Source organism: Paenibacillus macerans (assembly GCF_050565405.1).
Taxonomy (GTDB): Bacteria; Bacillota; Bacilli; order Paenibacillales; family Paenibacillaceae; genus Fontibacillus; species Fontibacillus macerans_B.
Genome location: NZ_JBNYYG010000019.1, coordinates 1 through 19,478, shown reverse-complemented (window position 1 = coordinate 19,478; position 19,478 = coordinate 1). Strand labels below are relative to the sequence as shown.

Genomic DNA, 19,478 nt, shown 5'->3' with positions numbered 1-19,478 from the left:
GAAGGGACGATACTCCGTGAAAAAATATATGGCAGGCTTGCTGGCGTTGCTGTTCGCGCTCTCGCCGGTCTCCGTCCTGGCGGCCGACGCCTTCACGTTAACGCTAAGCACGAAGGAAGTGCGCCGCGGCGGCGAACTGACGTTATCCGGCACGGTTCCGGGCGAGTCGGACGATGCCGTCGCCATCAAAATCGTTAGTCCGGCGCAAACGGTCTTTTACGTCGACATGATCCAGGCGGTCAGCGGCAACTATTCCGCAACCGTCGGGATTCCGGCGAGCGACGATCTCGCTCCGCCGGGCCGCTATACCGTCGTTGCGGGCAGCGGGGGCGAAACGAAAACCGAGACGTTCTCTGTCGTAAGCGGGAGCACGCCGGGTGGCGGCGGTTCGGGGACGAGTCCGACTCCCCCTGCGGCTTCGACTCCGGCGGATGGAACGGGTATCCCGCCTGGCGCCGGCCAGGCCGACGGTTCCATCGCGCGGCCGGAGCTGGCGCAGGACGGACGGTATATCGTCGGCAGCGACACGTTGGCGCAAACCGCTCAGCAAGCGGTCAGCGGCGGCGCGGTATCGATTGAGCTGCCAGCGGCGGCCGGCGAAGCGGGAACCGCGTTGGAGCTGCCGGGGCAAGCTTTGAACGAGCTCAAGGCGAAGAACCTAGGCCTTGTGATTACGACGGGAACCCGGACGGTACGCTTTTCGGCCGGAGCCATTGCGGCGTCAGACAACGCGTCGTCGCGGGTGCGCGTCGTGCTGAACGCGGCCTGGTCCGCGGTAGCGCAAACGACGGTGGAGCAGTCGCTGCGGGCCGATGCCGACTATAAGCCGACCGGCGTCGTGCTGTCGGTAGTCATTCAGGTCATCTCCGGGGATCGGATTCAGGAGATTCACCAGCTGGATCGGCCGGCAATCGTCACGCTGAAGTTGACCGAAGAGCAGGAGAAGAAGATTTCCGCCGAGCTGGCCGGCGTATATTACGTGGACGGCCAGGGAGCCGAATACGTGCCGGGTAAATTGGAAGGCGGCGTATTCACCTTTACGGCGGAGCATTTTAGCTACTATGCGATTTTGGAATATAACAAAACGTTCCTGGACTTGGTCGGGCACTGGGCGGAACAAGCCGTGAAATCGCTGGCGGCGAAGCATATCGTCACCGGCGTGGATGAACGGCACTACGCCCCGAACCGCAGCATCACGCGCGCGGAATTCGTCACGCTGATCATGCGTGGCGTAGAGCAAGCCGATGGTACGGGCCAGGCTACTACAAGCGGTTCTGGCGCAACCCCGTTCAAGGACGTAACGGCGGACCGGTATTACGCACAACCGGTAGCGCAAGCTGCGGCCCTAGGCATCGTCTCGGGCTATAACGGGGCGTTCCGGCCCAACGATCCGATTACGCGGGAGGAAGCCGTCGTATCGCTGGTGCGCGCGGCGGAGGCCATGGACGCATCGGGTAAGGGCGGACAGGGAGCCCCGGCTTTCGCTGATGCGAAGGAGATCTCGGCCTGGGCGACGGCCGCGGCGAATCAGGCATGGACGCAGGGCTGGATTCAGGGGGACGGCAGCCGCTTTCACCCGCGTCAAGCGGTAACCCGGGCCGAAGTGGCCGTCATGGTCGGGCGGCTCCTGTAAATGTCGGACGGATCATGGACTAGACGAAAGCGAGGGAAACGAAACGCGATGGGGAAGAGGATAGTCTCGATATTGTTGACGGTGATGCTGTTGTACGGCTTGATGGAATCGCTGTTCGTCGTCGGCACCGTTTCGGCGGCCGAGCTGCGGGCGGTTGCCGCGGCGGCGGGAGGGGGAACGGCTACCCGCAATGTGGCGCTGAACGCCAAGGCGACGGCCTCGGGCCAATGCAAAAGCAGCGAAGGCCCCAAGTTTGCCGTAGACGGCAAAAACGATACCAAGTGGTGCGATAACTCGGCGGCGAAGATCAAGTGGATGAAGCTCGATTTGGGCCAGGTATATACCATCAATGAGTGGGTCGTCAAAAACGCGGGCTTGAACGAAGGCACCAGCCCGTTCTGGAACACGAAAAATTTCCGCCTGCAAAAAAGTGACGACGGCGCGGCCTGGACGGATGTCGACGTCGTGCAAAACAACGCGCAGACGATCGTCGACCGTTATTTGCCGGAGCCTTTTTCCGCCCGGTACGTACGGTTTTACGTGAGCCAAGGGGCCTACGACTCCAATACGGTGCGCCTGTACGAGTTGGAGCTCTACGGGGTCGACGCGGGACAAACGCCGGCGTATCCGCCGGTAGGCCTGGACCCGGCCGACTACGTGGACCCGTTCATCAATACGCTGGGCGACAACGGCCAGACGAATCCGGGGCCGACCATGCCGTTCGGGCTGGTCTCGCTGGGACCGGATAGCGACGGCGGCGCTTTTAGCGGCTACTACTATCAGGATAAAAACCTGAAGGGGTTTTCGCATCTGCGGTTTAGCGGCGTCGGCTGCAACGGGGCGGGCGGCAACATCCTGATGATGCCGGAAACCCGCACGTTCACGAACAACAGCAACGAATACAAGCAACCCTACGACAAAAACAGCGAGCAGGCTTCCGCGGGTTATTACGCGGTGAAACTGGCTTCCGGCGTCGGGGTCGAGCTGACCGCGTCGGATAAGGTAGGCTTTCATCGGTATACTTTCCCGGAGAACGCGTCGACCGGATCCGTGCTTGTCGATTTAAGCAATAACTACAGCAGAGACGGTATGCTGGATGCCAGCCTGCAAGTCGAGAACAATAATACGATTTCCGGCATGATTAAAGCCAAGAATGTTTGCGAACACGGTTATTACACGATGTATTACTCCATCCAGTTCGACCAAGACTTTGATTCCTACACCTCTTGGTCCGGCGATGCAACCGGAGCGGAAGCGACGCGCACCGGCCCGAAAACCGGCGCGTGGGTCAACTTCAATACGGCTGGGGGTACAACGGTGCAAGCCAAGGTCGGCTTGTCGCCGATCAGCGTCGAGCAGGCGAAATACGAGCGCGATCACGATATCGTAGGATGGGATTTCGATGCCCAGCACGCCAAAATCCGCAACGCCTGGAACGAGCTGCTCGGCAAGGTCGAGGTGACGGATGCGGACGAAGAGAATAAGCGGATTTTTTACACGCAGCTGTACCATACGTTCCTCCATCCCAAGAACGTCACCAGCTCGGCGGGCACCTTCCGGGCGGGACGGGACGAGAACACGATCCGCCAAGCCTCGGAGCTGGGCGACGATTTCGAGTATTACAACGGCTGGACGACCTGGGACGATTTCCGAAAATATGCCCTGTTCTCCGTGCTGACGCCGAAGGAATACAACAACATGGTCAAATCGCTGGTCGATTTGTACAAAACGCGCGGGACATATACCCAGTGGGGGGATGGCTACTGGCCAAGCCCGACGGTGCGCAACGAGTTTAACGGCGCGGTTGTCCTGGATGCCTACGCGAAGGGATTCAAGGATTTCGACGCCTATACGGCACTGAAAGGTATGGGCGCCGATGCCGATAACTTCGGGGACCAGGATAAAGTGTCCGGCCAACTGGAAAAGGCGAGAAGCGGCTATTTCCCGATGAAATTGGCCGAGCTGATCGGCGACAAAGATACGTACGAGAAATACAAGCGCGTGGCGCAGTCTTACCAAAGCCTGTGGAATCCGAAACAGGCCGACGAAACCGGCAAGAAGATCGGTTTCTTCACGCCGAACGGGACGGACGTCAGCGGCTCGGACGTTACGGCGGTGGACAAATACGCCTACCAAGGCAATCTGTGGCAGTATCGCTGGTCCGTGATGCAGGACATTCAAGGACTGGCCGAGCTGGTGGGCGGCAAAACGGAAATGGCCAAGCAACTGGTGGACTTTTTCCAAAGAGACGAATACATGGCCATTAACGAAACGGACTTGGATGCCCCGTATTTGTTCAATTATCTGGGGTATCCTTATCTGACCCAATATTACGCCCGGGAATTCACGACGGAAGTGGTCACGCAAAAATACCACAACCACGGGGCTTACTCGTATCCGCTCCAATCGCGCGTGTACCGGGCCGACCCGGAAGGGTACCTGCCGTCGATGGACGACGATGCGGGCGCGATGGCCTCTTGGTTCGTGTACAGCGCGTTAGGCTTGTTCCCGGCCAATCCGGGGGACGCCGCTTTCCTGATCGGATCGCCGATCTTCTCGGAAGTGAAGCTGCATCTGGACGGCGGAAAGACGTTGACGATCAAGGCGAACAACGTTTCCAGCCAGAACCGCTTCATTCAATCGGCGCTGTTGAACGGGAAGAACTTCGACCAGGCCTGGATCGACTACAAGGAGATCATGGCCGGCGGAACCTTGGAGTTCGAAATGGGGTCCAAGCCGAATATGGCTTGGGGCGCCACGGCCAAGTCGACCCCGCCGATGACCGATTACGGCGCCGGCGTCGACGATACGCTTAGCCGTCAGGAGCTGATCGCCCTTGGCTCGGCGTGGAAATATTACGACAAAGGGCAAGCGCCGAACGGCGGCTGGCACGAGGCCGGGTTCGACGACAACGCCTGGGGCGCGGGGGCGGCTCCGCTCGGTTACGATAATAAAGGCTACGCCAAAACGATCGTCGGCTACGGAACGGACGGCAACAACAAGTATCCGACGACGTACTTCCGTAAAACGTTCGAGGTGGCGGACACCCAGGATATCCTTGAACTTGACGCCGCGTTGGTTCGCGACGACGGCGCCGTCGTTTACCTGAACGGGAAGGAAATCATTCGTACCAATATGCCAGGCGGTCCGGTAGGCTATACCACATACGCCAACGTCACCGTCAACGACGAGCGGGACAAGAACACGTTCCGTATCGACCCGTCGCTGCTGGTGACAGGCACCAACGTGCTGACGGCGGAGGTCCATCAATCGGGGGGCAGCAGTTCGGATATCGCTTTCGATTTCGGACTGGAAGCCGTGAAGCGGCTGACGGTGCCTGCGGCTCCGACCGGGCCCGTGGCCGATGACGAAGCCAATACCTTCGGTTGGACCGTCGTGCCGGGCTTTGAGAACGCAACCGACTATGAATTCACGACCGACGGAGGCAAGAACTGGACGGCCGCTTCCGCCAATCCGCAAATCGTGGGTCCGGGCGCTTATGCGGCGGGACAGGTTCAAGTCAGAATCAAGGGAGACGCAAGCTCGGGGAGAGCTCCCGGCGAGCGTTTGGTTTCCGATAAGGTTTACACCTCCGATATCGTGTGGGACGTGTTCGACCTGAAGGCGGACGTGAACCGGAAAGGCAATATGGTGGTGAATATCGACGGTAACCTGAAAGGAGCTTACGCCGATCAGGCGGTCGCCGTCATCCAACTGATGAACGGCAGCGGCCAGGCGATGTTGTCCAGCGCCGTGCCCGTGGAAACGGGAGCATTCGACTTATCGCAGACGTTTAACGTCAATTCGAGCAGATATCAGGTGAACATTTACCTGGTGGATGACTATAACGGCAGCATCTACGATTCGGTGTGGCTGGCTGAGCCAATCGTCTCGCAGCCGGAACAGGCTCCCGAACCACCCGAACATCCGGGCGAAGGTGAACTGCCAGAACCGATTCCGGTACCGGCAAAAACGCCTGACGTGCCGGAGCTGCCGGTCGAGCCGGAACCGCCGGTGGAAGACCCGAAAACGGTTCAGTTCGAGCGATTCTCAACGATGTCGATAGACGTGAATACGTTCAATAACAACCCGCTTGGAACGGAAGACGCGAACAACGGAACCGTGGTGAAAAATACCTTTAACGGCGCTTGGCTGTCGTATAAGGGCATTGATTTCGGCACGGAAGGAGCGAACCGGGTAATCGTGGAATACACGGCTCCATCGGATAAGGCTCCGACCGACGCGGCGCTCGAATTCCGGCTGGGCGGCGTGGACGGAGAACTTGTCGGCACGGTAACGTTGCCGAACACCGGCAACGGCTGGGACAATTACTCGACCGTCAACGCCGCATTCGCCAAAACCGTAACCGGGAAACAGGACCTTTACGTTGTCATGAGAGGCAGCACGACGAGCGCACGCCCATACATCGGAAACTTCGACAAGTTTACCTGGGGAAATCAGAAGATCAGAACCGACTTTGCCCAACTGGAGCTTGAAAACTTCGATGAATGGACGACCGAGCTGAATCCCGCCAAAGGCACTCCTTTAAAAAAGGAGCGGGCTTCAGGCGGAATCGAAAGCGATCAAGTAGCCAATACGTTCAATGGGGCATGGATGGCCTACAAAGGAATGGATTTCGGCAGCGAAGGCGTCAATCAGTTCTCCATTACCTATGCGGGCAACACCTCGAATACGGCTTCGGACGCCAGGGTCGAAATTCGGCTTGGCGGCGCTAACGGCACCTTGGTCGGGACAGTAGCCACGCCGCCGACGGCCAGTTCCTGGGGAGAATACAAAACGGCATCCGGCAAATTGAACCGGACCTTGACCGGCGTGCAGGACGTTTATCTCGTGCTCGCCGGTACAACCGATTCGAAATACACCTATATCGGGAATTTTGAATCTGCGGCCTTTTCGTATATAAATACCAGAACCGACTTTGCCAAGCTGGAACTGGAAAACTATGATGCGTGGTCGACGGCGAAAAATCCGGCGAAAGGGACGCCTCTCAAAACAGAAATCAGCAATGGCCATAATCAGGTCGCAAACACCTTTAACGGCGCTTGGCTCGCCTACAAAGGAATGGACTTCGGCAGCGCCGGAGTGAATGAGTTCTCGATCGAGTACTCAGGCAACAGCAGCAGTTGCCCCAATGATGCCGTGGTCGAAGTTCGGCTCGGTGGAGTAGACGGCACGTTGGTTGGCACGCTTCCCGTTCCGCCGACGGCGGGGTCCTGGGGAACCTACAAGATTGCGTCCGGCGAACTGAACCGAACCGTTACCGGGGTTTATGATGTGTATCTCGTCCTGACCGGTACGACAGACTCGAAGTATATCTACATCGGTAACTTCGATAACGCCTCGTTTACCAAAAAATAAAAATCGAGTTGATAGAAAAGGGGCCGCGACGCGCATCGCCGATGCCATCGTCGCCGCCTATGGGCCGGCAGGGGATGCGTGAAGATTGCTAATGAAAGAAGCAGAGCGAACGGGCGCTCTGCTTCTTTTTTTAGTTAAATTCGCCGGACTTTTTCCGCTTAATTGTGCCCAGAACCTGCCCGCGACCCGACCTCCTGATCCAACCGTGTTATTCTCCCGACAGCAACCGAAGCAGGTTTTGCGGGATGTTGATCTTCTGGTTGTCGAGCAGCAGTTGGAAATCGCCGTTGGCCTCCGCTTGGTGGGCGTGCTTGATCTCCTCCATCTCCTGCTGGAGCTGTTCCATTTTCATATCGAGCTCGTAAGCGGTGTCGGCGGCGTTTTTGAGATCCTGCAGCAGCCGTTCCGGGACGGACTCGTTGTATTTGTAGAAAATTTTGTGCTCCAGGCTGGCCCAGAAATCCATGGCGATCGTACGGATTTGGATTTCGACGCAGACCAGTTCTTCGCGGTCCGACATAAACACCGGGACCTCGACTAACATGTGCAGGCTTTTGTAGCCGTTGGGCTTGGGATTTTTGATATAATCCTTCACCGAGAGAATGTTCAAATCCTTTTGGGCTTGCAGCATCTCGCTGATCCGGTAAATGTCCGAAATAAAAGAGCAGGTAATCCGGATACCGGCGATATCGTGAATGTTGCGCTTGATGTCGTCAAGAGAGGTGATGCCGCCTTTGCGATAGAGCTTTTTCATGATGCTTTCCGGCGATTTGACCCGCGATTTCGTGTGTTCGATCGGATTATAATCATGGAGCAGTTGAAACTCCTCCTGCAAAATTTCGATTTTGGTCTCCACCTCATGGAGCGCGAATTTGTACATCATGATGAACCGCGTCAGCGTTTTCTGCAAAGCCTTCATTTGTTCCAGGGGATTGGCATTGGGCTTGTCGATCATGGTTTGGTTTTCCGTCCTTTGTCTTAAGATGCAAAAACGATTGCCTATTCCCATTATAGCCTAGGGGGTAGCCGGGATGCCAGAAAGGGCGGAAGCGAGAGCCGCTCAGCCGGTATGGTATAATGAACGCATAAGCGTTCAGGCCCACGAATGCGGCGAAACTGTGAATGTCGGAGGAAATTCCATGAGAACGGAAGACCAAGTCAAACGCAAGCTGATCGAACTTAAACAACTGTTGGCCGTCAGGGAAAACGACCCCGTGATCCAAGCCCAGGTCGATATGTTGGAGTGGATTCTAAACCAGCCCACCGAAAAATACCATGCTTAACCCAAACGGAGCCGCCCAAAGACTTTTCATCCGGAGAGCCTAGGGACGGCTCCTCTTCTTTTTAAGTCGTCCGCTGCAGAAGCAGCGCGTCCGTTAAGCGTGTTGGATGAGGCCGTAGCCGAGTTGAGCAGAGAATTAGCCCGCTATCCAACGACGGTACTGGAGCAACGTTCCTAGTGACTCAAAAACCATTAAAGTGTCTGAGAAGTTGGATGAATTCATGAAGTTGAGCATCATTCAAGCCTGAGATCCGTTCAAAAAAAACGGACTCTTTTTCTTTGAGGGCCTGAATTGTCTTTTGCTGTCCGTACTCTGTAAGTGAAAGAAGAATGGCTCGGCCATCATCAGGAGAAGCTTCCCTTCTCACATACCCAAGAACTTCCAATTGTTTCGCGAGTCGGCTTACGGAACTGCGATCCATAGCCGTTGATTCCGCTAGGGCCGCAGCACTTGTTGGCCCGTAAGAGTAGAGCCAACGAACAATATGGAAGGAAGCAGGCTGCAACGACGAATCGAACCGCGCCGCAGCCCTGACGTTTAATGCATGCGCAGCGCTGATGAGAGCGTTAAGCTGCTCGCCTAAAGCGATCTCCAATTGCTCTCTCGGGTTATTGCTGGATTGATTGTTTTCCATCTATATCCACCTTACTTTCAGTCAAAAAATAACTTCTCCATTTGATTGACATATATCAATTAAATCAATATAGTTGACATATATCAATCAAATTCATTGGCTGATACCGTTTTTTTGGATTTATTTTTTCAAAAATATTGTATCACCATAAAGGAGAATGGTCATGATGCCGAAAAATCCAGTTGTTGTCATAACCGGAGCCACAAGTGGTCTGGGACAGCTTGCGGCCATTGATTTGGCGAAACGAGGTTTCCGCCTGGTTCTGACAGCTAGAAGCAGAGCACGCGCGGAAGCAACGAAGAAAATCATTCAAGAAACCCATGCTTCCGCCAATGTTGCCTTCTTTTTCGGGGACCTGTCGTTAATGAGTGAGGTTAAGCGAGTCGGCAAAGAAATTGCTGCAGCGTACCCTGTCATCGATGTGCTTTTGAACAATGCGGGAATTCACGCCTTCAAGCCGCGAATCACCTCCGAGGGATTTTCGGAAATGATCGCCGTTAACTATTTAGCTCCATGGTTACTGACGCATGCCTTGCAGCCATCCTTACAAAAAGCGGGGAAAGCCCGGGTTGTCAATGTTGCCTCGGAAGCCTCGCGAAACCATGGCAAATTACAGCTGCCTGAGGATTTAACCGATACCTCTCCTTTTACTGCCCGCGGCTCGTCCGCGATATATGGAAAAACCAAGTTGTTGAACATCATGTTCACGGTTGAATTGGCCCGACGATGGGCTGGTACGGGGATCAGTGTGAATGCCCTGAATCCGGGATTCAATGTCACCGGCCTTGGACGTGAACTCAGATTTGCATCTGTCATCGAACGTCTTATGAACCTTTTTCATATTGGAGATCCCCGAAGGGGGGCTGAAATCATGACTCGCTTAATCACGGACTCAAAGTATCAAGAGGTGACAGGAGGGTACTTCAACGTGGGAACCGGGAATCCGATTAAGCCCGTGCACCCTGGAGGAGATGCCGCAATGCAAAAAAAGTTATGGAACGCCACCCAAGACCTGCTGTCTCATCATGGGTTCCTCGAATAAAGGTTACAAGACGATGGTCTGCCGCTCCTGCAGGAGAAGACAAATCGTAAACGAAAAAGACGATCTCGCAATGAAAGCGAGATCGTCTTTTTTGCGCAAACTAACCTTTTGCTCAGCCGCCCAACTGCGATTTCACTTGCTGGACTTCCATGTTGTCCGCCATCATCGCCGGTTGATAGAAGCCTTTCGATTGCGCCAGGTGGAACAACTCGTATTGGGATGCCTCGCAATTGTTCCGAATCTGCTGGATCGTGGATCTCAGCTGGGGATTGGCGCATTCCGAAATCACGCTGGTGTAGGTGGTCAGGCTGCTTTTGACCATCGAAAGCGCGTCATTGACCATGTCTTTATCTTGCATCATGTCGACCTGATTCCTCCCTAGTTTAAAAATGACATTAGCTGTTGCTTGGTGTTCAGCGCGTCCTGGGCCGATTTTTGAAAATAAGCCTTTACCTGCGGGTCGGCGGATTGCTGCGCGTAGGTGAGCATTTTTTGGTGTGCCGTCTCATGGGCGCCGATGAGGTGCCGCAGGCTTTGCAGCTCCTGCTCGTTGATTTGGGCCATGCCTCTTGCTCCTTTCATTTGGTATTCGCTGGTTATTGTCTGCGATTCACAGGCAAATATGCGCGAAAGCTCGTTCGTCCGGCGGGAGAAGAGCGGATTCTTGGATAAAATGTGACGCCGACTGTTCAGCGGCAGTCGCTCGACCGCAGCTGCAGCGTTTCGGGCCTTATTTCATTGCTCGAACGGGGAAATGCGGGCGTGTATGCGTCCAAAGTCCTACATCCCCTGGCATGGAAGATATTAAAATAGTCACTGTGATTTTTACGTTTTTTGTTAAAATTAGTAAAGCCGTAATTGTGCATGAATCGACAAAAATTGGCGTAACCTGCATTTTTTACATGTGAAAATAATCTCAAAAGGTGGAATAATTTATGTCCAGGCAAGTCAAGCCATTGCGTTTCTTCAGGTTGTTCCGGTTCTCATCGCTTACCGGCAAAATACTCGCGTTGATCGTATTGCTGATGGCGGTGTGCGCGGTTTCGTTTACGCTGGTCTCCTATTATGAAGTGCAAAGATCGATGACCATGCAGATGAAAAGCGACGGCACGACGCTGGTTACGAACATGAAACGGGAGATCGCCAATAACGAGATTATGAACCTGGAGGAACTGCAGAAGGTGTTCCAAACGATCAAAACGGAAGGGAACGGGAATATCGAATATATTTCATTATCCGACGCCTCCGGACAAATGATCGTTTCCGATAACAGCAAGATCCGGAAGGAAGGCGAGACCGCGGAGACGGACGCCACCTCCTCTGCCTCGGCCGCGGGCTCCGGCACCGATATATCGGCGGTCGTTGCCCGGCAGGAAACCCGGGGAAGCATTTTGGAAACGGCCGGCGGGGAAAAGGTATATAACATTTCAACGGATTTCGCTTATAGCGAGGAGCTTTCCGGAGCATTGAACGTCGGGATCTCGCTGGAAAGCATGTATGCGCAAATCCGCGAAGCCTTGCTCGAAACGATTATCATTTCGCTGGTTATTTTGTTGTTCGCGGTGGGGCTCGGCCTGTTGATGGCCCGGAGAATGATCCGGCCGATCTCGATGATGTCGGATCGGATCAAAGGATTTGCGGCAGGGGATTTCTCGACGGAATTCGTACATAACGGCAACGACGAAATCGGCAAAATGGCGGCGGATCTCGCGCATATGCGAAGAACGCTGGGCGGCATGATGGAGAATATTCAGCGCAGCGCCATCCGGGTGACGGCCGGCTCGCAGCAGCTTTCCGCCATGATCGAGGAATCCTCGATCGCCGCCAGGGAAATTTCCGCGGCGACGGATTCGCTGGCCGCCGGTTCCGGGGATCTGGCGTTGAACTCGCAGGAAGGGCTGGAACGGCTGAACCGGCTCGCAGAAGAAATCATATCGCTGGCGCAGCGGGCCGATCAGATGAAAGCGACCATCGAAGAGACGCGGGAAGCGAACCAAATCAGCATGGGAAGCATGAAGCAACTGCAGCAGGCCATTCGCGAAAACGCGGAAGTGACGATGGGCATCGAGGAACAGGTAAACGATCTCAGCGCGAAATCGGAGGCGATCACGCAGGTCACCTCGGTCATCAAAACGGTGGCGGAGCAGACGAATTTGCTGGCTTTGAACGTGATGATCGAAAGCGCTAGGGCCGGGGAGCAGGGCCGGGGGTTTGCCGTGGTAGCGATGCAAATCCGCAAGCTGGCCGAGCAAACGACCGGCTCCGTGCAAGGGATCGAAGAGATGGTTCGGGAAGTAAGCACGGCGGTGAGCCGGACGCAGGGCTACATGCAGCAAGGCGCCGAGGTCATTACCCGGACGAGCGAGGTTTCGCGGGAAACCGGACAAGCCTTCAAGAAGATCGACCAAACGGTGCATCATATCATTGAGGAAATGCAGGTGCTGATCGGCGGCATCGACCAGGTGAACCACGACAAGAACGAGGTCATCGGCACGATCGAAAGCATCTCCTCGATCGCTCAGGAGTCGACCGCATCCACGGAGGAAATATCGGCGTCCACCGAGGAGCAACTGGCCAGCATGGAGCAAGTCTCGTCATCGGCCGGCGAAATGAAGGACGTGGCGGACGAGCTGAATCGCCTAGTCGGCCAATTCAAGTTTTAGCGGGGGAGCTTGGATTCGGAAAGCTTGCACCCCGGGGAAGTCATCCGTTACACTGGAACAAGAGAAGGATCGGGTGATCCGGCCAATAACCGATGGATGGGGAACCAAGCATGACATTGAAGAAGCGGGAGCAGCAGTCGCTGCTGACCAAAGAGAAGATTTTGCGCAATTCGATCGAGCTGATCTCGGCCTACGGGTACGACGAGGTGACCATCTCGCAAATCTGCAAGGCCAGCGAGGTGGCCAAAGGTTCTTTTTATACCCATTTCAGCTCCAAAAGCGATATCGCGATCGAAATATTGAAGGATATCAACGAGCGCTTGTTCCACGGCTTGAAGGTGAATCCCGAACTGCCGGCGGAGCCGCAGCTGCAGGAGTATATCCGGCTTTATTTCCGGACCGTATTGGAATGCGGGCCCGCCATGTCGCGGGAAATATTCAAAATCATCTATTCCGTTCAGTTCACGAGCGGCGACGTTTCCGATTTGCATAACAGCTTTATCGAGGGGTATATCCGGCTGGGGCAGCAGCAAGGGGCTTTCCGCTCCGAACTGATGCCGGAGAAAATCGGCCATTACTGGTCCGATGGGAATCTGGGGTTGGTCCGCTATTGGATCGCCGACGTCGAGCAATTCGATTTGCTGAAGGAAGGCCAGGACTATTTTGAGTTTATGATGAAGGCCGTTCGCATCTAAAAAAACAACCCGTTCGTTCCGATGGAGGCCATCGGGCGAACGGGTTTCTTGTTATAGGGAGGGGGTAGAGCCTTGTCCCTTATTTATTTATGGGCAGCGGCATGTTCCCCGGCGATCCGGCCGGAGTTGACGGCAAATGCCATCGTCAAGCCCTCAACGTCCGGATAGCTGTTATCGTATAATCCGCCGGCGTCGTTGCCGACGGCATAGAGGCCGGAGATGACCTTGCCTTCGGCGGTCAGCGCCTGAAGATCCTCGTTGACGCGCACGCCCCCGATAGAACCGTAGGTAGAGCCGCTGACGCGGATGGCGTAGAAGGGACCTTTTTCGATCGTGTATTGCAGGTAAGCCGGATCTTTATAGTAGAGCGTATCTTTTTTCGCCGTGACGGCCTGGTTGTACGCTTGTGCCGAGGCCTTCAGCTTCGCGGCGTTCATGCCCGTCGCTTTGGCCAGCTCGTCCAGCGTTTTGCCGATGTGAACGACGCCATCTTTGGAGAACGTCTCAAGGTCGGCCTGCAAACCTTTGATCGGAGCCGTCTTCAACTTGCTTACGTCGTTGCGCCCTTGAGCAAACAAGCCGTCCCCGTTCACCTGATAAGCGCCGCACAATGGGCTGCCTTCCTTGGTCAATTTGTCGACCGTGGCCTGGTCGATGACGGCGAAATATTCGCCGCCTGCGGAATATGCCGCGTTGCCCCACAGGACGTTATCGTAAACGACGCCTTCGTCGACGAACCGCGTACCTTCTTTATTGACCCAGAACAGCGGCAGGTCTTTGACCGTAAAAGTCGGACGGCCGTTGTAGTTTTCGAAAATCCCTTTGGTGCCCGAAAGGTCGCCCAAGTGGATTTGAATCACGCCGCTGCCGATTTCGTCGGCCCCGACGGCCCAAGCCATTTTCACGCCTTCGCCCTTGTTGCCCCAGCCGTAATAGTTGTAGTAGTTCACCTTGGTTTTCTCTTTGAACATCTCTTCGTTGGCGCCGAATCCGCCGCTGGCGAGGATGACGTTTTTCGCCGTGACCTTCAGCGTGCTGCCGTCCTCCATCGTGGCGTTGACGCCGGTCACGCGGCCGTTGGCGTCGGTGATCAGCGACTGGCCGGTCGTGTTGAAACGGACGTCGACGCCGAGTTCTTTTTGCATCCGCTCATGCAGCTTGGCGAAATCTTCTTTGGAATTCGTCCACAGATGGTAAGTCTTCGGCGAGTCGACGTGAAGCTTCTGGTTGACGCCGAGGCTTAGGCGCAAGCCGATGCCGTTTGCCTGCAGCCAGTCGATCGTGCTGCCCGACTTGTTGAGAATGGCTTTGAGCAGCGGGGCGTTGCTGCGGTAGTGATTGTATTTTTCCAGATAGTTAAACAGGTACTCGGTCGTTACGGTTTCGCCGGCAGCTTTCTGGAGCGAGGTTTCCGTACCGGCGATGCCCATCGCGTAGTTCAGCAGGCCGCCCATGGCGGAGGTTTTCTCCAGTACGATAACCTTAGCGCCGCCTTGCGCCGCTGCTAACGCGGCGGCCGTTCCCGAGGTGCCTCCGCCAACCACGACGACATCCGCCGTTGCGGTTTCGACCTTCTTGTTGGTCGTAACCGTTTGCAAATCGGACGGCTTTAAACCGGTTTGCGCGAGCGCCGCTTTGGCGGCAGCCAGTACGGCGGCCGAGGTGTGGGAGGCACCGGATATGCCGTCCAGCTCAACACTTTGCTTGGCCAACATTTGCTCCTGCAGCTTCTTCGCTGCGGCGCCTCCAACCTCCGGCGTTTCTTTGTCGGCGGTGATGGTCACCCCGGTTATTTTTTTGCCTTCTACCGTCAAGGTAACTTTTACATCGCCTCCAAATCCTTTTTGCGTGGAGGTACCCGTTTTACTGCTTGCTCCCTGCGCTGCGGCAACGGACGCGTCGACTCCTGCCTTGCCGCCGATTTGAGTGCCTCCAAGCACGAGCGAAAGACCTAGGAGGCCAACCGTAACCGGTTTGATCCAAGATTTCATAGCCAAAACTCCCCTTCAACATTGGTTTGGCTACGTTCGATGACCGAGGTCATTGAACGCGGTCACTAATAGATTAACTCGATTGGTTTATTATTAAAGTGAAAAAATTCACAAGTTGTCAAGAAAGCGGTTAACCTTATAATAGAAGCAGCGACTTTAAAGAGGGGGCAAGGGGTATGAACAAAACGGCAGGAGTGGAAGTCCCGCGGCTTGGCGTGGGAGCGGTGATCCTGAACGAACGCCGGGAGATATTGCTGGTGCTGCGCAATCGGGCGCCGGAAAAGGATACCTGGAGCATTCCAGGCGGAAAGATCGACCTCTACGAAACGATGGAAGAAGGGGTCATTCGCGAAATCAAGGAAGAGGTGAACCTCGACATTGCGGTGAAGGGGGTGATGTGCACGGCCGAGACGATCCGGCCGGAGAAGGCGGAGCATTGGGTATCGGTCATTTACGAAGCGTCCGTCGTTGGCGGCGAGCTGCGAAACATGGAGGAAGGCGGGGCGATCGGCGCCGTCGAGTGGTTCACGCTTGATCGGCTGCCGGACAAGCTTGCCAGCTTCACTGTACCTGCAATCGAGGCAGTGAAGAGCCGAGAGTAGCAGACGGTCAGGGCAATGAAGTGGCTTTACAGCCTCCGCAAGGGATAATAGAGATCCACCTCGCAGTAATGCGCGTCAGCCAGGGCCGGCACCGTGTCCGCCACCATGCCTTCCGGAAGTTCCTCCAACCGCGACACTTTGGGGGAGGGTCTGGCGGGAGCGCATTTTGGGGGATGCCCCGTTCCCCGACTACGGGGAAGATCGATAAGGAGGAATGGAAATGCTGGAAATACCGGAAAGCCGGACTATCGCCTCGCAATGGAATCGGACGGTTACGGGCAGGACCATCCGAAATGTTTCCGCAAACGCCTCGCCGCACGGCTTCGCCTTCTACTTCGGCGACCCGGCGGAGTATCCCCGGCGTCTCAATGGACGGCGCATCGGAGAAGCCCGCGCCCTGGCAGGGCAAATCGAGATCGACGCGGAAGCGATGCGCCTTCTCTTCGGCGATGGCGTCAATATCCGCTATTACCCGCCAGAGGAAGAGATGCCCGGGAAGCATCAGTTGCTTCTCGGGCTGGACGACGGTGCTTCCATCGTATGCACCGTGCAAATGTACGGGGGATTATGGGCTTATCCCGAGGGCGAAAACGAGAATCCATACTACCTCATAGCCAAAGAAAAACCTTCGCCGCTGTCTGCGGACTTTGATGAAGGCTATTTTGCCTCGCTCCTGGAGGCAGCTAAGCCGTCGCTTAGCGCCAAGGCGTTTCTCGCCACCGAGCAGCGCATTCCCGGCCTGGGCAACGGAGTGCTCCAGGACATCCTGTTTCTTGCCGGCATTCATCCCCGCACCCGGCTGGCGGCGCTGAAGGAGCAGGAACTGGAGGCGCTGTACCGGAGCGTCAAAAACACGCTGCGGGAGATGACCGATCAGGGCGGACGCAATACGGAAAAGGATTTGCTGGGGAGGAGGGGCGGGTATGAGGTACACCTGTCCAGCCTCACGTGGAAAGAGCCCTGCCCCGTTTGCGGCTCCGAGATTACTCGCCAGGCCTATCTGGGCGGAAACGTGTATTTTTGCCCGTCCTGCCAGCCTCTTCGGAGGTAAAGCGATTCGCACGCAGACTCGAAACGGCAAAAAGCCCTGCACATGGCATGTGCAGGGTTTTGCTGCCTTAATCGATCAAGCCCGGGCCTACGCCGGCGCGGCTTGGGCCGAGCCCCTGAATCGCCAGGAATTGAACTGCTTAAGCAGCTTCGGCAAGGAGCGACCAACAAGCTAATCGCCCAAGCGATGGCTTTACTGGAAGGTACCGTGCGGATCTACCTTTCCGGGCTGTACGGAAAGATGGCTGTGTCTTCCCGCACGCAGGTTTTGATCGCCGCGCAGGAACGGGGCTTATTTGACGAATAGGGAAGTAATCGGGATCGATCCGGCGTTAACGACAGCATAGCGTCGTCACCCATAAGGGTTGTAAAACGTACAACATTTTGGGGACTTAACCTGCCTAATACGAATTAAGTTGTAAAACGTACAACATGTCGAGCCGCTTTTCGCCAACTGAGGTCAAATTGTTGTACAAAATACAATATTTTTGCCGAATACCGCCCTTATCGCTTCAAAATGATGTACTAAATACAACAATCGGGATGCACTAGCTCCTCGTCCCACGCCACGGTAAAGCTTAAAACCGGAGACGGGGTGGTCTAAACGGAGGGGCGGGAAGTCCTTCATATCTTCTGAGGCCAAAGCGGGGTCCCAAACCAAAAGAAAACCTCGAGTCTGTACAGACCCAAGGTTGCTCTTTTCGTGACCGGAGCCGCTATTACGGCAAAATATTCCCCGCGGCGCGGTAGATTTCGTACCATTCCTCGCGGGTCAAGCGAATCTCGCCGGCTTTGATGCAGTCTTTCAGGCGTTCGATATTCATCGTGCCGATAATCGGCTGCATTTGGGCCGGATGGCGCAGCAGCCAGGCGATGGCGATCGTCGTGTTGGACACGCCGTATTTTGCGGCGATTTCGTCGATTTTCCGGTTCAGCTCGGGGAACTTGTCGCTGCCGAGGAAGACCCCTTCGAAAAATCCATATTGGAACGGGGACCAAGGCTGGATAGTAATATCGTTCAAGCGGCAGAAATCCAGCACGCCGCCGTCGCGATTGACGGCCGCTTCATTCTCCATATTGACGTTGATGCCGGCCGAAATCATCGTGGTGTTCGTGATGCTGAGCTGCAGTTGGTTGGCGACGATCGGCTGCTTTACGAATTTTTTCAGCAGCTGGATTTGCATCGGGTTTTGGTTGGATACGCCGAAGTGGCGGACTTTGCCCGAGCCGTGCAGTTGGTCAAACGCTTCGGCGACTTCCTCCGGCTCCACCAGCGCGTCCGGACGGTGCAGCAACAATACGTCGAGATAGTCGGTATTCAAGCGTTTCAAAATCCCGTCCACCGACGACAAAATATGCTCTTTCGAAAAATCGAACGAACCCTGACGGATGCCGCATTTGGATTGCAGGATGATTTTCTCCCGAATCTGGGCGTTCATATGGATTGCGTCGGCGAAAATCTCCTCGCAGTTGCCGCCGCCATATATATCCGCGTGGTCGAAGAAATTCGCGCCTTCTTCCAGCGAGGTTTGCACGAAACGTTCCGCTTCGGTTTTGTCCAGCGAATTGATCCGCATGCAGCCGACGGCGATAACGGGCACTTCCAGCGTACTGGTTCCAAGCTTGATGGTTTTCATGGATTGGAGCCTCCTCATGGTTTATGAAAAATATCAACGGTCCATCCCGGCAAGTATGTATCGATAAACTAAACAACGGCGGGTGCCGTACGGCGCCTGGATGCCCCCATCATTGTGACATAGAAGCACTGCGGTTTCAAGACTCGAAAGATGAAATCCGAGCGACCACACACTTTGCATAAAAAAGCCGCCGGGGTATCCCGGCGGCCTGAAGGCGGGTGCGTTAACGTTAACGCACGGATCCGCCTGTTTCCGCGTAGCGTTTGTCTTTCAGCACGACGTGATCGCTGTATAGCATGGAGTCGCTGCTTAATCGGAAAGTAGGGTAGTTATCATGAGCATATAGCCGCATTACGCCATCGAACAGAATTTCCTGCTGGCGGTCGACCACAAAGGAGAAACCGTCGGACGCTACTGGAACATCGGTCGGGAGCGGTTCGCGAACCAGGTGAAGCGAATACACGCTTCCTGCGCTGCAGCCTTCCGTTTCGCCGACCAATTTGAAATACCCCGGTTCTCCGCCAAGACTTTTTTGCAGCTTTTCTTTAGTTAAGTTCGTGATTTCCACTTTCATCGCCATCGTCTCCTTTCTAGCGAAAATAGATCAAATCAGCTCTTTCAATGCATTCAAAGCGGCGTCATAGTCGGGGTGATCGCTCATTTCGCGCAAATATTCCACATAACGCACCGTATCGTGTTCATCCACAATAAAGATAGACCGCATATCCAGCTGCAATTCCTTGATTAACACGCCATAGGCCTCGCCGAAAGAGCGGTTCTTGTAATCGGTCAATACCTCGAGGCGGTCAATGCCGGCCACGGTACAAAAGCGGCTTTGGGCAAAAGGCAGGTCGACGGAAATCGTCAAC

Annotated in this window: 17 protein-coding genes; 9 read left to right on the top strand and 8 right to left on the bottom strand. The window is 55.3% G+C overall.

Annotation, left to right across the window (positions count from 1 at the left end; all coding sequences use genetic code 11):
• Nucleotides 1-16: 16 nt before the first annotated feature.
• Nucleotides 17-1,633 (top strand): S-layer homology domain-containing protein, encoded by a 1,617-nt coding sequence (locus ACQ4N8_RS13480; protein ID WP_430704891.1) that lies wholly within the window; start codon nt 17-19, stop codon nt 1,631-1,633.
• Nucleotides 1,634-1,681: 48 nt separating this feature from the next.
• Nucleotides 1,682-7,012 carry a glycoside hydrolase domain-containing protein gene (locus ACQ4N8_RS13475; protein WP_430704890.1) on the top strand — a complete coding sequence of 1,777 codons (5,331 nt, stop codon included), beginning with the start codon at nt 1,682-1,684 and terminating at the stop codon, nt 7,010-7,012.
• Between the two features lie 208 nt (nt 7,013-7,220).
• On the opposite strand, the gene ACQ4N8_RS13470 is transcribed toward ACQ4N8_RS13475, so the two are convergent.
• The gene (locus ACQ4N8_RS13470; RefSeq protein WP_430704889.1) at nt 7,221-7,967 is read right to left on the bottom strand and encodes a GTP pyrophosphokinase; all 747 of its coding nucleotides are present in this window, start codon (nt 7,965-7,967) and stop codon (nt 7,221-7,223) included.
• A 184-nt stretch (nt 7,968-8,151) separates the two neighbouring features.
• Between ACQ4N8_RS13470 and ACQ4N8_RS13465 the strand changes: the two genes are divergently transcribed.
• Nucleotides 8,152-8,295, top strand: coding sequence for a hypothetical protein (locus tag ACQ4N8_RS13465; RefSeq protein ID WP_430704888.1), 144 nt, complete (start codon nt 8,152-8,154; stop codon nt 8,293-8,295).
• A 181-nt stretch (nt 8,296-8,476) separates the two neighbouring features.
• On the opposite strand, the gene ACQ4N8_RS13460 is transcribed toward ACQ4N8_RS13465, so the two are convergent.
• A complete protein-coding gene (locus ACQ4N8_RS13460; RefSeq protein WP_430704887.1) occupies nt 8,477-8,929 on the bottom strand; it encodes a MarR family winged helix-turn-helix transcriptional regulator in 453 nt (150 codons plus the stop codon).
• Nucleotides 8,930-9,095: 166 nt separating this feature from the next.
• Here ACQ4N8_RS13460 and ACQ4N8_RS13455 point away from each other — a divergent pair, with 166 nt between their 5' ends.
• Complete coding sequence (locus tag ACQ4N8_RS13455; RefSeq protein ID WP_430704948.1) at nt 9,096-9,971, top strand: SDR family NAD(P)-dependent oxidoreductase; 876 nt, start codon at nt 9,096-9,098, stop codon at nt 9,969-9,971.
• 112 nt (nt 9,972-10,083) lie between these two features.
• On the opposite strand, the gene ACQ4N8_RS13450 is transcribed toward ACQ4N8_RS13455, so the two are convergent.
• Together ACQ4N8_RS13450 and ACQ4N8_RS13445 are read right to left on the bottom strand one after the other, a co-directional pair.
• Entirely contained in the window at nt 10,084-10,332 is a 249-nt protein-coding gene (locus tag ACQ4N8_RS13450) for a spore coat protein (protein WP_430704886.1), read from the bottom strand.
• Nucleotides 10,333-10,349: 17 nt separating this feature from the next.
• On the bottom strand, nt 10,350-10,535 hold the full coding sequence (locus tag ACQ4N8_RS13445) for a hypothetical protein (protein WP_430704885.1): 186 nt from the start codon (nt 10,533-10,535) through the stop codon (nt 10,350-10,352).
• 371 nt (nt 10,536-10,906) lie between these two features.
• Between ACQ4N8_RS13445 and ACQ4N8_RS13440 the strand changes: the two genes are divergently transcribed.
• Nucleotides 10,907-12,634, top strand: coding sequence for a methyl-accepting chemotaxis protein (locus ACQ4N8_RS13440; protein WP_430704884.1), 1,728 nt, complete (start codon nt 10,907-10,909; stop codon nt 12,632-12,634).
• 110 nt (nt 12,635-12,744) lie between these two features.
• Nucleotides 12,745-13,329, top strand: a complete 585-nt coding sequence (locus ACQ4N8_RS13435; protein WP_430704883.1) for a TetR/AcrR family transcriptional regulator — start codon at nt 12,745-12,747, stop codon at nt 13,327-13,329.
• An 83-nt stretch (nt 13,330-13,412) separates the two neighbouring features.
• Here the strand turns inward: ACQ4N8_RS13435 and ACQ4N8_RS13430 are convergent, their stop codons facing one another.
• Nucleotides 13,413-15,320: an FAD-binding protein gene (locus ACQ4N8_RS13430; protein WP_430704882.1), complete on the bottom strand. Its 1,908-nt coding sequence runs from the start codon at nt 15,318-15,320 to the stop codon at nt 13,413-13,415.
• A gap of 176 nt (nt 15,321-15,496) precedes the next feature.
• On the opposite strand from ACQ4N8_RS13430, the gene ACQ4N8_RS13425 reads away from it, so the two are divergent.
• The 3 genes from ACQ4N8_RS13425 (at nt 15,497) to ACQ4N8_RS13415 (ending at nt 17,279) form a co-directional block, all read left to right on the top strand.
• Nucleotides 15,497-15,922 (top strand): NUDIX domain-containing protein, encoded by a 426-nt coding sequence (locus ACQ4N8_RS13425; RefSeq protein WP_430704881.1) that lies wholly within the window; start codon nt 15,497-15,499, stop codon nt 15,920-15,922.
• 220 nt (nt 15,923-16,142) lie between these two features.
• Nucleotides 16,143-16,973, top strand: a complete 831-nt coding sequence (locus ACQ4N8_RS13420) for a hypothetical protein (RefSeq protein WP_430704880.1) — start codon at nt 16,143-16,145, stop codon at nt 16,971-16,973.
• Between the two features lie 102 nt (nt 16,974-17,075).
• Nucleotides 17,076-17,279: a response regulator transcription factor gene (locus tag ACQ4N8_RS13415; protein WP_430704879.1), complete on the top strand. Its 204-nt coding sequence runs from the start codon at nt 17,076-17,078 to the stop codon at nt 17,277-17,279.
• A 412-nt stretch (nt 17,280-17,691) separates the two neighbouring features.
• Here the strand turns inward: ACQ4N8_RS13415 and ACQ4N8_RS13410 are convergent, their stop codons facing one another.
• The 3 genes from ACQ4N8_RS13410 to ACQ4N8_RS13400 form a co-directional block, all read right to left on the bottom strand.
• Nucleotides 17,692-18,609, bottom strand: a complete 918-nt coding sequence (locus ACQ4N8_RS13410) for an aldo/keto reductase (protein WP_430704878.1) — start codon at nt 18,607-18,609, stop codon at nt 17,692-17,694.
• Between the two features lie 229 nt (nt 18,610-18,838).
• Nucleotides 18,839-19,183 (bottom strand): iron-sulfur cluster biosynthesis family protein, encoded by a 345-nt coding sequence (locus ACQ4N8_RS13405; protein WP_430704877.1) that lies wholly within the window; start codon nt 19,181-19,183, stop codon nt 18,839-18,841.
• A gap of 30 nt (nt 19,184-19,213) precedes the next feature.
• The coding region (locus tag ACQ4N8_RS13400) for a redoxin family protein (protein WP_430704876.1) at nt 19,214-19,478 on the bottom strand (265 nt) is incomplete at its 5' end.

Bases quoted from the DNA above. Each gene is read 5' to 3' on its own strand.
- ACQ4N8_RS13475 (WP_430704890.1), top strand. From the start codon at position 1,682: ATGGGGAAGAGGATAGTCTCGATATTGTTGACGGTGATGCTGTTGTAC.
- ACQ4N8_RS13470 (WP_430704889.1), bottom strand. From the start codon at position 7,967: ATGATCGACAAGCCCAATGCCAATCCCCTGGAACAAATGAAGGCTTTG.
- ACQ4N8_RS13465 (WP_430704888.1), top strand. From the start codon at position 8,152: ATGAGAACGGAAGACCAAGTCAAACGCAAGCTGATCGAACTTAAACAA.
- ACQ4N8_RS13460 (WP_430704887.1), bottom strand. From the start codon at position 8,929: ATGGAAAACAATCAATCCAGCAATAACCCGAGAGAGCAATTGGAGATC.
- ACQ4N8_RS13455 (WP_430704948.1), top strand. From the start codon at position 9,096: ATGCCGAAAAATCCAGTTGTTGTCATAACCGGAGCCACAAGTGGTCTG.
- ACQ4N8_RS13450 (WP_430704886.1), bottom strand. From the start codon at position 10,332: ATGATGCAAGATAAAGACATGGTCAATGACGCGCTTTCGATGGTCAAA.
- ACQ4N8_RS13445 (WP_430704885.1), bottom strand. From the start codon at position 10,535: ATGGCCCAAATCAACGAGCAGGAGCTGCAAAGCCTGCGGCACCTCATC.
- ACQ4N8_RS13440 (WP_430704884.1), top strand. From the start codon at position 10,907: ATGTCCAGGCAAGTCAAGCCATTGCGTTTCTTCAGGTTGTTCCGGTTC.
- ACQ4N8_RS13435 (WP_430704883.1), top strand. From the start codon at position 12,745: ATGACATTGAAGAAGCGGGAGCAGCAGTCGCTGCTGACCAAAGAGAAG.
- ACQ4N8_RS13430 (WP_430704882.1), bottom strand. From the start codon at position 15,320: ATGAAATCTTGGATCAAACCGGTTACGGTTGGCCTCCTAGGTCTTTCG.
- ACQ4N8_RS13425 (WP_430704881.1), top strand. From the start codon at position 15,497: ATGAACAAAACGGCAGGAGTGGAAGTCCCGCGGCTTGGCGTGGGAGCG.
- ACQ4N8_RS13420 (WP_430704880.1), top strand. From the start codon at position 16,143: ATGCTGGAAATACCGGAAAGCCGGACTATCGCCTCGCAATGGAATCGG.
- ACQ4N8_RS13410 (WP_430704878.1), bottom strand. From the start codon at position 18,609: ATGAAAACCATCAAGCTTGGAACCAGTACGCTGGAAGTGCCCGTTATC.
- ACQ4N8_RS13405 (WP_430704877.1), bottom strand. From the start codon at position 19,183: ATGAAAGTGGAAATCACGAACTTAACTAAAGAAAAGCTGCAAAAAAGT.